Raw genomic sequence first — 13,348 nt, 5'->3', positions numbered from 1 at the left:
TAAATCAATTTAAGATATGAAATAAAAAATTCTATCTCCCTATTCCCTATTCCCTGAATTCAGATTATATTAGACTTGTTTCAAAGGTTTTAATTAAATCAATTTAAGATATGAAATAAAAAATTCTATCTCCCTATTCCCTATTCCCTATTCCCTATTCCCTGAATTTAGATAAAAATGCTCATAGTCCAACATAAATGATAGCTTTTTTATAAATTTACATATACAGCATTACCTATTGAGATTACAATTATGTTAATTGATTCTTGATAGTGGAGGAAAGTTTCGATGCCAGAGGCAGTAGGCGTCATAGAAACTATTGGTTTTCCTAGCATTTTAGCTGCTGCAGATGCGATGGTCAAAGCTGCACGAGTTACATTGGTTTATTACGGTATAGCCGAAAGAGGCCACTTTGTAGTTGCAGTTCGAGGACCAACTTCTGAAGTTAATCCTTCAGTCCAAGCTGGCATTGAAGCAGCAGAAAAAGTCTATGGTGGTATAGTGGACGGTCATTATATTGTTCCTAATCCCCCAGAGAATGTAGAATCTGTATTACCACTAGAATATACAGAAATTAGCGAACAGTTTAGATGAATTTTGTCCTAAATTCTATTATAGTTTGGCTGAATAATAGTTTAGTTATGGCAGACATCTAAATTTTTTACAATTAATCCAGAGAATTTAATTCTTAACTGAAATTTAGGAGAGATAGAATGGCGCAACAAGCTGTTGGAGCACTAGAAACTAAGGGTTTTCCTGGTATTTTAGCTGCTTCAGATGCAATGGTAAAAGCTGGTCGAGTTACTTTAGTTGGTTATATTAGGGTTGGTAGTGCGCGGTTTACTGTTCAAATTAGAGGGGATGTTTCGGAAGTAAAAACTGCTATGGATGCAGGAATTGCAGCAGTAGAAAAAGTTTATGGTGCTACTTTGGAATCTTGGGTAATTATTCCTCGTCCTCACGAGAATATTGTGGCAGTTTTACCAATAGACTTTAATCCAGGTGTGGAAGAGTTCCGTCAACGAGTAGAAGGAGTAACTGTACCAGGATTGCCTGGTAGTAGATAAGTTTTGATTAGTTAAATATCTACTAATCTTATTAAAAACCGTCCACATTACTATTGTATTGCCAAGAGTTATTCTGACTATAATTTGAGTTAGTCTTAACAAGAATAGTCTGTGGACGGTCAATATAAATATGAATTTAAACCATTAATTTTGATGTAGATATCTTTCAATAATTGATAATTGATAATGGATAATTTATAATTACCTCTCCTTCAAAGGAAGAGGATTGAATAAAAGGAAAATAAATTCATTGTTTCTCCACGGCGAGTGAGAGGCTTTAAACCTTAATTATTAGGTAAGTCTTTAGTTAGTAGTTAGTAGTTAGTAGGTATAAAAGATTAAAATCAAGTACATAAAAATCAACTGTAATTGCATGAGGACAGATATAGGAATCCTAAATAGGTTTTAACAAGTTTTATAATAGTTAGATTCAATTGAAATCCTTTGAAATTCTGACTCATGTACGGGCGATTCGCCTTTGCGCAGCATTTCGCAGGAAATCTATCCTACCACTTCTAACTCCTAAATACCACCAAAATACTACAACTAAAATAGAAGTTCTATCTATTCTTTAATAAATATCAATCCAGAAATCAATTAATTTCCAGTATTAAAACAAAAAAAGTGATAAGTGAACATTTTATATATATCAAAGACGCTATATTACCATTATTAAAATAATAAAAATGGTAATCTGGTAGCTTAAATTAGAGTGCTGTTAAAAAATATTATCCCTAATATTGTCGGCAATTAAACATAAATCAATGGAATCTTGAGTAAAAATAGTCACAATAAACAAAGACTATCCTACTGGCATAGTCTTTATTTATTTTAGCTAAGTTCCCTATACAAAACCCGATCTATATCTATATTAGTTTAGAGGGTGCGAAAATATTAAAATTAATTTACCATTAATATAGATAAATCAATATTGAGCTATTCTATTAATTCTTAATTCCTAATATTGAATCTTATATTTTAAGCTATGGACACCTGGATTATACAAATACACAACTCTACCAATGAAATTACTTTTGTGACAATTACTGCTTTAATAGCAGTCATTTTTTGCTTTTGGTTGATTCCTACTGCTACAGATATGATGGTAAATTCTGCTGCTGGTTTAGCAGGTCAATATTTAGGTAAAGATAAACGTACTATAGTAATTAATTCTAGCACAAATAACCCAGAATTATTTCTCATGTTGTTATCATTAAGTCTTCGACGACTAGGTGGTATAGCAACTCCTCTAGGTTCAAATTTTGCTAATATTTATCTGATGTTTATTGTTGCACCAATAATTGTTATTAGTAAATGGCTCTTTATTGGCAAAATATCTTATATCAAAGATTTTATCGAAATTTTTAACAAAGAAAAAATGCTGTTTTTATGGCATCTTTTCATGTCATTATCAATGTTTGCTTTTGCTAGTACAGCTTACTGGTGCATTACGGGTAAATCGGAATTTGCTCCTTTACCAGAAGGAATTAATACTCGCACTTTACCCTGGATATTTGTTGGCGGTTTAATTTGTTTAGCAGGTGTGTTAGTTTTCTTCTTTTATGAAAAACAATTTAAGAAAAAAAGACCAGAATTATTTGATGATATTAATGAAGATGATTATATAGCAAGTTGGTTTCAGTTTATTTTAGGAACAGGGTTATTAATTTTATTATGTTATGTATTAAATACATTATTTATTGCTTGGACTAATATTTATGATGATTTACTTAGTCAATTATTTGGTGATGCTGTTTTTGCCGGACTGCATTATTTTTTGGGAAGTTTAATATCATCTCTACCAGAAACAATTGTAGCTGTGAAAAATTATGAACGTTTAACTTCACCAGATTTGAATACTGCAATGGCATCTGCAAGTCAGTCAAATATGACGAATTTGGGTATAGGATTTTTGGGTAGTGTTTTAGCAAGTTTGTTGTTAGTTATGGGGATAAGTTATCAGTTGTAAAAAGCAGTCAGCTATCAGCTATCAGCTATCAGCTAATAGAGTATATCAAACAATTTTTTTTTATTTATTTGGCTTTCAAAAAATTATTGAAGTAAAACAGCATAACCTTTTGCCAGTGTAACTAATAGTAATTTTTCTAATTAGTAGTCTAAAGTAAGTTCTTTTGTACAAAGTCTTAATCTTACTTCTTCATCGTGGAAAATTCCTATTAAACCACACCCGTTAGTTTTACATTTTTCTAATAGTTCAATTACTACTTGACGATTTACAGAATCTAAGGCTGAAGTTGGTTCATCTAATAATAAAATTGGATAATTAACTACCAACGCTCTAGCTAAATTAACTCGTTGTTTTTCTCCTCCAGAAAAGGTAGTAGGTGAAAGATGCCAAAGACGTTTTGGTAAATTCAATATCTCAAATAATTCTGCTACTTTTTGATAGGCTATTTCTGGCTTTATTCCTAATTCTAATAATGGTTCTGCTGCTACTTCTAAAGCGGGCACGCGAGGAATTACTCGTAAAAATTGACTGACATAACCAATAGTAGTTTTCCGTACTTCTAAAATTTCATGGGGTAGTAATTTATGAAGGTCTAACCAAGTAGATTTATGCTTTACCCAAATTGAACCTTTATCGACTCGATAGTTACCGTAAAGACAACGCATAAATGTAGATTTGCCTGAACCAGATTTTCCGGAGAAGGCAATACATTCTCCTGCCTTTAAGCTGAGAGAAATATTTTTTAAGACTGATAGTTTGACTCCGCCTTGGTTGTGTAAAGTAAAGCTTTTTTCAACAGATTCTGCTTTTAATAGTAGAGAGTTTTCTGGAGAAATATTTTCTTTTGGATGATTAGTTGCTAGGATTTGAATATTCATAATAAAGGAAGGAATAAGGAATAAGGAATAAGGAATAAGGAAGAAGTAAGAATGAATAAGGAAGAAGGAAGAAGGAAGAAGGAAGAAGGAAGAATGAATAAGGAAGAATGAATAAGGAAGAATGAATAAGGAAGAATGAATAAGGAATAAGGAATAAGGAAGAAGTAAGAAGTAGATGGGGATATTTTTAGCTCTCTCTTTATCAAGAAAGAAGTAAATAAGAATAGTTTCAGCTATCCCCTTATCTATAAAATATAACAACTTTTAAACACTTCTAGTAAAGTTAAATAGCTCCTTAATACTTAATATAAATTAGCCTTGCTGATTTTAGGTATGAAAGTCATATTTTTCAGATATTGAATAGTTCTTAATTAACTACAAATTATATCTACAAAGTACCATTGTTGAGCAAAAAAAACTCTTTTTTACCTTCTGACTCTTGTAGGGGCAATTTCCTACGGAATGCTCCTAATTACGCGTTTGCCACAGCATTCGGTTTGCGCAGCATTCCGCAGGAAACGAAATCGCCCCTACTCCTGAATATCATACATTTATTCAGCAACCTCTATAAATTTATTTCAGACAACTATCTCTATTATTTTTCCCTTTTTTTTTCAATATTTACTCCTTCTTTCCTGGATACAACACTCACAGACAAGATGTCTGTGTGACAAAGGTTTTATCATTAATATTTAGACTTCATATACTTGGTATTCGGTGTAATTAAATTCTTCTTTCTTCTTCCCTCTTCCTTCTTCCTTAATTTAAGGAATTAAAGTTGCACTAACTAATTGTTGAGTATAGGAATGTTGAGGGTCATCTAATACTTGGTCTGTTAACCCTGACTCCACAATTTTCCCATTTTTCATCACTAATAAACGGTGAGCAAGTAATCTAACTACTCCTAAATCATGGGTAACTAAAATTACACTTAAGTGGAGATTTCTGACTAGAGAACGAATTAAATCTAATAAACGAGCTTGCACTGAAACATCTAAACCTCCGGTAGGTTCATCCATTAATATTAACCGGGGTTTTGTGACTAAAACACGAGCTAATTGTAACCGTTGCTGCATCCCTCCAGAAAACATTTTTGGTAAATCATCTATCCTATTAATATCTATTTCTACTTGGTTTAACCAATAAGTAGCTTCTTCCCGAATTTTTCCATAATTTTTTACTCCTATATCCATTAAACGTTCACCAATATTTGCTCCAGCAGTTACGTTCATTCTTAATCCATCACGAGGATTTTGTTGAACAAATCCCCATTCAGTTCGTCTTAATAAACGACAATGGGTTTCTGATAGTTTGGGGACTGTTAATATCTCTCCATTAGAAGTAGTATAGGTGATATTTCCATTATCAATAGATATGTATCTTCCAATGGCATTCAAGAGAGTAGATTTACCGGAACCAGATTCTCCTACTATTCCTAAAACTTGGGCAGGATAGAGATTGAAAGATATTTGGTCACAGGCTTTTATATTGCCATAATACTTACTTAAATTTTCTACATTTAATAATGGTTTTAATGTCATATTTTTAGTGAATAGGGAGTAGGGAGTAGTAAACAATTAATAATGCAAGAATTCTTTAATTAGGGTTTGCTGAAAAATTCTCATGGGTGAGGATAGGAGTCAGGAGGTAGGGAGGTTGCACGCAACGTCCGTACAGAGTCAGTAGAAATGGGAATTATAGAGGAAGTAGTAGTCAGAATAGTCCCTTACTTTTTCTGTCGTGCGTGAGTCTTTAATTCTAACTTTTTGAACCTTTTGCAGTTAAAATATCGCACTTTTTCCAGGCTGTGCAAAAGTTAAAACCTTTACCTATTAATGGTTTTAGATTTAATCAGCAAACCCTAATTATTAATTATTAATTATTCATAGTAGCTAACTAAAACTATTGAAATTATCCAAGAAAAATGTATTGAAAAATACATTCTTCTACCAAAAAGGTAGAGGTAATTATCAATTATCAATTATCAATTATCAATTATCAATTATCCATTATCCATTATCCATTATCCATTATCCATTATCTATTATCCATTATTAATTGCCTTTGATGACAATAATTTGTATCAGAACAAACCCACATTTTATTCCCCTGATCGTCTATCAAAATCTCATCTAAAAAACTCTCTGTAGAACCACAAAACTCACAAGCTTTATCCCATTTTTCCACAGTAAATGGATAGTCTTCAAAATCCAAACTTTTGACTTTAGTATAAGGAGGTACTGCATAAATACGCTTCTCCCTTCCGGCTCCAAAAAGTTGTAAAGCTGGTAAATAATTCATCTTAGGATTATCAAATCTGGGGATAGGACTCGGACTCATTATATAACGGTCATTTACCATTACTGGATAATCATAGCTTGTGGCAAAATCTCCTAATCTTGTAATCTCCTCATATAATTTGACATACATTGCTCCATATTCTGATAAAGCGTGCATTTTTCGAGTTTCTATTTCTGAAGGTTCTAACCAACGCAAAGGTTCAGGAATTGGTACTTGATAAACCATAATTTGACCTTCCTTTAGTGGAGTTTCTGGAATTCGATGGCGGGTTTGAATAATTGTTGCTTCTGTTGTTTTTTCTGTGGTTTTTATCCCACAAACTTTCATGAAAAATCGGCGAATATTCACCGCGTTTGTTGTATCATCTGAACCTTGGTCAATTACTTTGAAAATATCGTTTTTACCAATAACTGAAGCTGTGACTTGGATGCCTCCAGTACCCCATCCATAAGACATCGGCATTTCTCTGGAACCGAAGGGTATTTGATGACCAGGAATTGCTACTGCTTTGAGTAAAGCACGACGAATGGAACGTTTAGTTTGTTCGTCTAAATAGGCAAAGTTAAAACTATTTTCTGGTTGGTTGTTCATAAATTAAGTAAGAAGTAAGAAGTAAGAAGTAAAAAGTAAGAAGTAAGAAGGAAGAAGACTTTAGTTATCTAAAAGAGAAGGGGTAATTGAAAAAAAAGGGAAAAATGATCGAGATATAGCAATCCTAAATAGGTTGTGACAAATCAAAAAATTAGATAACAAAACTGAAACTCCCCCCTGTTCCCTGTTCCCTAAAAGCGGTAAGATTTTTATACACAACTAAAATAGGATTGCTATAGCTATCTAAGATAAATTGGAGTAGTTCTTTTTAAGCATCTCTGGATTGATATGCACCTTTTTGTACGATTCTTTTTTCAGAGTGGTATTAGAGATAGAATAAATATATTATGATTTACATAGGGTGCATCTCATATTTGCCAAAATACTTTATTTCCTATTCCCTATTCCCTAAAAGGGATAAATTTTTGGCTTTCTTTAAAATTGAGATGAACCCCTTACATAGTACCACTATATATATTTGATAATGATGCCGAAGATAAAATTTTTTTCCTTTTTTTCAGATTGTGGTTTTTTCGACTTAGGTTTGGAAAAGACTGCTTTTGAGATTGTATTTGTCAAGGAAAAAGTAAGAGGTAAGTAAAAGGAAAGAAGGAAGAACAAAGAAGACTTTAGTTATCTAAAAGAAAAAGGTTAATTGAAAAAAAAGGAAAAATGATCGGGATAGCTATCTAAGATAAATTGGGGCAGTTCTTTTTAAGCATCTCTGGATTGATATGCACCTTTTTGTACGATTCTTTTTTCAAAGTGGTATTAGAGATAGAATAAATATATTATGACTTACATAGGGTACATCTCATATTTGCCAAAATACTTTATTTCCTATTCCCTATTCCCTATTCCCTATTCTCTATTCCCTAAAAGGGATAAATTTTTGGCTTTCTTCAAAATTGAGATGAAGCCCTTACATAGTACCACTATATATATTTGATAATGATACCGAACATAAAATTTTTTTCCTTTTTTTCAGATTGTGGTTTTTTCGACTTAGGTTTGGAAAATACTGCTTTTGAGATTGTATTTGTCAAGGAAAGTTTTTCTCCTTTCATAGAAGCTTATAGTTATGCTCGACAATTATTAGAAATATCTGAGCCAGAATATGGATATTTTGCAGATAGTTTAGTTAGTTTAACTGAAGAAAATGGCAAAATTTATTTACAATAATTAGTCAAAGATTCTAGGAGAAATTCCAATTTTATTGGATTTATTGGCGGACCGCCTTGTCCTGACTTTTCAGTAGGTGGAAAAAATCGGGGAAAAAATGGAGAAAATGGTAAATTGTCAGATGCTTATATTGAATTAATTTGTCAGCAACAACCAGATTTTTTTGTCTTTGAAAATGTTAAAGGTTTATGGTCTACTAAAAAACATCGAGCGTTTTATGAGGAGATGAAACGTAAGTTGTACAAATACGGATATATTATTAGTGAACGTTTAATTAATGCTATTGAATATGGGGTACCTCAAGATAGATATAGAATTATTTTAATTGGTTTCCGAGCTAGATTAGTCAAGGATAAAGGTTTTAATATTAACTATAATAAGGTAATTCCTGAAAGTATTTTTCCTTGGGAAAAGTATGTATTATATCCTCAAAATTGAGTATTTTCCTATGCTTGGCCTCAGACAAATCCTTTTGTGGAAAATTCAGAAAGAAATTGCCCTAAAGGAATACCTCAAGAGTTAACAGTTGAGTATTGGTTTAGGCAAAATAATGTTGTTTATCATCCTAATTCCAAAGATTATTTTCAACCAAGAGCAGGTCGAATAAAATTTGAGACAGTGGCGGAAGGAGATGATAGAAAAAAATCTTATAAACGTCTTCATAGATGGCGTTATTCTCCCACCGCTTGTTATGGAAATAATGAAGTTCATTTACATCCATATAAAGTTCGTCGTCTTTCTGTGGCAGAAGCATTAGCTATTCAGTCTTTAACTGAAAAATTTGCTTTACCAAATAATATGACTCTAAGTAATGAGTTTAAAACTATTGGTAATGGAGTACCATATTTAGCTGCCCAAGGAGTTGCTAAAACTATCCTTGATTTCCTTAATATGGAGAAAATTAGTTATCAAGAAGAAATAGGTTATTAGTTAGAATTACCTTTAGTTTATTCTCCAAAAGGCAAGTATATAGTTTAGCTGTTAAGTAGTCGTGCAAAATAAATTTTCTAGTTGAGGGAGGGAACACTTAACTGGTAACAGGTATGGAGGGAGAAATAATTGAGAATTTATGGATAAGATTACAGATGTATAGTAAAATGTGTCATTAATTTTTCATAAGCACTTATGTAAATTTAATAAGTAAGCATTTAGCTAGAGCGCCAACAATTAATAATTCCTTCTAAGATTAAAGTAGCTTCCTTTAGACAGTAACTTTAATTCTCTCTCAATTTCAAGGGTTGCTTTTACCTCCTCCTTCCATTAATACCTATTAATGCAGTTACGACCCAGGAGGCTAGCTAATAACTGATGACTGGATGCTTACTTTATTAGAGCTTAATAATCATCTAAAAATAGCATCTTCAACTAAGTTAATTAAATCCTCCTGTTTGTAATCTGAATACATATTATCAACACTTTTTAAGTCTAGATTTAAAGCAATACCGTGAGGTGCAATACCTTGGCTAAATATTCTTTTATCTGAATTAGAAAAGTCTTCAGCAGTTATCATATAATACTTCCATTTTTGTCTTAAAGAGGGAGTAGGGAGTAGGGAGTAGGGAGAAATAATTGATTTTACTTTTTATTATTAGAGATGTCTAATAGTTTTAATCATAACTGTTTCATACAAAGCTTGATAACGACGGTCTGGACGATTTGATACTTTAACAGATATAACACCTTTTACCTCTCTAGCTTTAAGTTTACCTTTTAATAAATCATAAATTTCTACTCCTAAATATTCTGGTTGCTTTGCTTGTATATCTATATAGCAATTCTCAAAAAGAGTGAGGTACAAAATTCCCTAGTTTTAGGGAACACTTAACTGGGAACAGGGAACAGGTATGGAGGGAGTAGGGAATAGTAATTCTGGTTCCGTAGAAATAGATAAAGAAGAAAAACGACTGTACCTCATTAGCTTGGGAAACCCTATATATGGCTGGATTAAATGAAAAAGTGCCTTATCTTCAATTACTGAAATAACATAATCAGGACTTGAGAAAAAAATTCTGTCTTTAATTATTTCAATATTTTCCAGAGGATAATTTGTCTGAAATTCTTGGTTCTGAAAAAGCTTTAAATATTCTGGTTTAGTTTCATCTCTAGAATTAGAAATTCTCAAGATTATTAGACTAACCTGATGTTTTAAATACAAATCAAGAGCTACTTCAGCAAATAATCCAGTCACTATAAACTCATGCCATCTTCCTTTTGAATTATTGAGCGCCCCTGTAGTTAATTTGGTTATTTTTGTTTGGTATTGTTTTTGATAATTTTCATAAGCAACTACTACTCTATTAACCATCCACTCTAAAACTTGAGCTACTGAAATATCTAATGCTAACTTTTGTTTTATTTCTAGATACAAAGTTTGATAAACTTCTGTACTATTAATCTGGATTTTCTCTTTCCCTTGCCTTGTAATCATTGAGAACCAAAAATTATTCATTATCCAAGCTAATTTAGTCAATAAATTTTAATTAAAGTTAACTACATCTAGGTAATTTATCAAAATAATTGGGTATAAAACCCTGCTTTTGAAGACGAATTTTTTTGGGAGTTTTACTCACACATATCTGTCATAAAAACAACCTCTTACCTTTAACTTAGTTAATAATCTTGCTCAGATAATTTTAACTAGATTTTGCCACGGTAACTTTCTTAACTGTAGAATTTCCTAAAGAATTTTTCTCAGACTTCTCTATAGCAATCCTAGATAGGTTGCGGGTAATTAAAAAGTAAATAAAAAAGTTGAAACTTCCACCTATTTCCTGTTCCCAGTTAACTGTTCCCTAAAAAGCAGTAAGATTTTTGCCACGAATATGCGGAGGATTGCTATAGTGTAAATTCCTCTAGTGTATAATTTCCATTAACTTCAAGATTTTGATGATTTTTTGGTTCACTTTAAGGAAGAATAAAAGTATATGACTCTATAGATTAATACAGTTCAGTTCAGGATTGTTTTTCATTCTGCAATCTGAAAAAATTATTGATTTGTTCCATATTATGAGTTTTGGTATTATCTGAACCATATTGAATTTTAACTAGATTTTTCCAGAGTAATTTCCTTAACTATAGAATCTCCTAAAGAATTTTTCTCAGACTTCTCTATAGCAATCCTAGATAGGTTGCGGGTAATTAAAAAGTAAATAAAAAAGTTGAAACTTCCACCTATTTCCTGTTCCCAGTTAACTGTTCCCTAAAAAGCAGTAAGATTTTTGCCACGAATATGCGGAGGATTGCTATAGTGTAAATTCCTCTAGTGTATAATTTCCATTAACTTCAAGATTTTGATGATTTTTTGGTTCACTTTAAGGAAGAATAAAAGTATATGACTCTATAGATTAATACAGTTCAGTTCAGGATTGTTTTTCATTCTGCAATCTGAAAAAATTATTGATTTGTTCCATATTATGAGTTTTGGTATTATCTGAACCATATTGAATTTTAACTAGATTTTTCCAGAGTAACTTCCTTAAGTATAGAATCTCATAAAGAATTTTCCTCAGATTTCTCTGATGTAACTTCCTCTAGTTTAGACTTTCCATTAACCTCAAGATTTTGATGATTTTTTTGTTCACTTTGTAGCTTTCTAACTAAATTTATTTCTGCCTGAAAATCAATATAGTGGGGTAACTTTAAATGTTGTACAAAACCTTGAGCTTCAACGTTATCTGAATGATACAAAACAAACTCTGGGTCTTGAGCAGGTCCTTCAATTTCTTCTCCTAATTCTTTAGCTTGCATCGCCCGATCTACTAACGCCATCGACATTGCTTTTCGTTCGTTATAACCAAAGGTTAAACCATAACCACGGGTAAATTGTGGAGGTTTTTCCTTACTACCTTTAAACATATTTACATTCTCTGCTTCAGTAATAGTAATATCGGCGATCGCTATTTCAAAACCTAATTCTTCTGGAAAAATAACTACTTCAACTTCTCCCATTTTTATCTCTCCAGCAAAAGGATGATTTCTACCATAACCTCTCTGAGTTGAATATCCTAAACTCAGCAAAAAACCTTCATCTGCACGAGCTAAATTTTGTAATCTTGCATCTCTTTCTGCGGGTAATTTGAGTGGTTGTCGAGTTAAGTCAAATGGTTGCTTATCATCCTCTGACTTTTCTTCACCAACTAACCCTTCTTTTTCTAAAGTAGTCATTACTTTCGGGAAGTTTTCTTCTATGTTTAAATTTTTGTTTTTACATGATGTAGGTGTGTTGCCTTCCGCAGCTAATTTAAAGTCTAAAAGGCGATGAATATAATCAAAAGTTGGTCCTAAATATTGACCTCCGGGAATGTCTTTAAAGATAGCAGAAATTCTCCGTTGAATTTTCATTTTAGTTGTATCTAATGGTTGACTATAATAAAGTCTTGGTAAAGTAGTTCGATATGCTCTTAATAAAAATATTGCCTCTACTAAATCACCCCAAGATTGTTTAATTGCTAAGGCAGCTAAGTCTGGGTCGTACAAACTTCCTTCACACATAACTCGGTTAACTGCGAGGGTAAGTTGTTGTTTGATTTGCTCTAGGTTTAATTCGGGAATATTAGGGTCGCCCCGCCTTAATTCTTGCAGTAGTGTTTCGGCATTTTTAATTGCTTTTTCTCCGCCTTTTACTGCTACATAAGCCATATTTTTTTTACCTCAGATTTTGCTTTTACTGTAAGCATTTAGCTATTAGCTAGTCAGCTCTCAGCTATGATAGAAATTGATTAGCTATAATATTAACAATTTATAGGACTTACGCAAAGAAACCCAGTTTCTATATACATTATGAAAAAACCTAGTTTCTGGGTTCACCCGTGTAAGTCCTGAATTTGTCAATTAGCTCAATTAACTATCGTTAATAGTGAGATAGTTTTAACTAAAATTGTGCGTTACGAGAGATTTTCAAATGGTAATTATAGCTTAAATTGTAATAGTGGAATTTCTCTTCTATTGCGTATAGAGCAATAGTAATTTCATTTTCTCAAGCACCTAGGAGATGGAGGTGAATAGGGAAATTTCTCTTCTATTGCGTATAGAGCAATAGTAATTTCATTTTCTCAAGCACCTAGGAGATGGAGGTGAATAGGGAAATTTCTCTTCTATTGCGTATAGAGCAATAGTAATTTCATTTTCTCAAGCACCTAGGAGATGGAGGTGAATAGGGAAATTTCTCTTCTATTGCGTATAGAGCAATAGTAATTTCATTTTCTCAAGCACCTAGGAGATGGAGGTGAATAGGGAAATTTCTCTTCTATTGCGTATAAAGCAATAGTTAATTCATTTTCTGAAGCTCCTGCGAGATGGAGGTGAGTAGTGGAATTTCTCTTCTATTGCGTATAGAGCAATAGTAATTTCATTTTCTGAAG

At 32.2% G+C, this 13,348-nt stretch carries 9 protein-coding genes and 2 pseudogenes; 5 read left to right on the top strand and 6 right to left on the bottom strand.

The window, feature by feature from the left end:
• The first annotated feature begins 288 nt into the window (after positions 1 to 288).
• The 3 genes from ACP6PK_RS17595 (at position 289) to ACP6PK_RS17585 (ending at position 3,036) form a co-directional block, all read left to right on the top strand.
• Positions 289 to 594 carry a BMC domain-containing protein gene (locus ACP6PK_RS17595; RefSeq protein ID WP_426561268.1) on the top strand — a complete coding sequence of 102 codons (306 nt, stop codon included), beginning with the start codon at positions 289 to 291 and terminating at the stop codon, positions 592 to 594.
• 119 nt (positions 595 to 713) lie between these two features.
• Positions 714 to 1,067, top strand: coding sequence for a carbon dioxide-concentrating mechanism protein CcmK (locus ACP6PK_RS17590; RefSeq protein ID WP_426561266.1), 354 nt, complete (start codon positions 714 to 716; stop codon positions 1,065 to 1,067).
• Between the two features lie 985 nt (positions 1,068 to 2,052).
• Positions 2,053 to 3,036 carry a hypothetical protein gene (locus tag ACP6PK_RS17585; RefSeq protein ID WP_094670831.1) on the top strand — a complete coding sequence of 328 codons (984 nt, stop codon included), beginning with the start codon at positions 2,053 to 2,055 and terminating at the stop codon, positions 3,034 to 3,036.
• 140 nt (positions 3,037 to 3,176) lie between these two features.
• Here the strand turns inward: ACP6PK_RS17585 and phnL are convergent, their stop codons facing one another.
• From phnL to ACP6PK_RS17570, 3 genes are all read right to left on the bottom strand, one after another.
• Positions 3,177 to 3,914: a phosphonate C-P lyase system protein PhnL gene (phnL, locus tag ACP6PK_RS17580; RefSeq protein WP_094670833.1), complete on the bottom strand. Its 738-nt coding sequence runs from the start codon at positions 3,912 to 3,914 to the stop codon at positions 3,177 to 3,179.
• Between the two features lie 764 nt (positions 3,915 to 4,678).
• Complete coding sequence (phnK, locus tag ACP6PK_RS17575; RefSeq protein WP_094672204.1) at positions 4,679 to 5,455, bottom strand: phosphonate C-P lyase system protein PhnK; 777 nt, start codon at positions 5,453 to 5,455, stop codon at positions 4,679 to 4,681.
• 496 nt (positions 5,456 to 5,951) lie between these two features.
• Positions 5,952 to 6,806: an alpha-D-ribose 1-methylphosphonate 5-phosphate C-P-lyase PhnJ gene (locus tag ACP6PK_RS17570; RefSeq protein ID WP_426561263.1), complete on the bottom strand. Its 855-nt coding sequence runs from the start codon at positions 6,804 to 6,806 to the stop codon at positions 5,952 to 5,954.
• Between the two features lie 951 nt (positions 6,807 to 7,757).
• On the opposite strand from ACP6PK_RS17570, the gene ACP6PK_RS17565 reads away from it, so the two are divergent.
• On the top strand, positions 7,758 to 7,988 hold the full coding sequence (locus ACP6PK_RS17565) for a hypothetical protein (protein WP_426561261.1): 231 nt from the start codon (positions 7,758 to 7,760) through the stop codon (positions 7,986 to 7,988).
• Between the two features lie 33 nt (positions 7,989 to 8,021).
• A pseudogene (locus ACP6PK_RS17560) lies at positions 8,022 to 8,918 on the top strand (DNA cytosine methyltransferase).
• A gap of 412 nt (positions 8,919 to 9,330) precedes the next feature.
• On the opposite strand, the pseudogene ACP6PK_RS17555 reads toward ACP6PK_RS17560, so the two are convergent.
• From ACP6PK_RS17555 to ACP6PK_RS17545, 3 genes and pseudogenes are all read right to left on the bottom strand, one after another.
• Positions 9,331 to 9,786: pseudogene (locus ACP6PK_RS17555) on the bottom strand (Cfr10I/Bse634I family restriction endonuclease).
• A gap of 12 nt (positions 9,787 to 9,798) precedes the next feature.
• On the bottom strand, positions 9,799 to 10,416 hold the full coding sequence (locus ACP6PK_RS17550; protein ID WP_426561259.1) for a Cfr10I/Bse634I family restriction endonuclease: 618 nt from the start codon (positions 10,414 to 10,416) through the stop codon (positions 9,799 to 9,801).
• 1,061 nt (positions 10,417 to 11,477) lie between these two features.
• Entirely contained in the window at positions 11,478 to 12,626 is a 1,149-nt protein-coding gene (locus ACP6PK_RS17545) for a carbon-phosphorus lyase complex subunit (RefSeq protein WP_094673376.1), read from the bottom strand.
• Positions 12,627 to 13,348 lie beyond the last annotated feature (722 nt).

Origin of the sequence: Dapis hubbardiae BLCC-M172, assembly GCF_050016015.1 — a bacterium.
Classification (GTDB): domain Bacteria; phylum Cyanobacteriota; class Cyanobacteriia; order Cyanobacteriales; family Microcoleaceae; genus Trichodesmium.
Note: the sequence above shows the minus strand (reverse complement) of the source record. Positions and strands in the feature narration are given on the sequence as shown.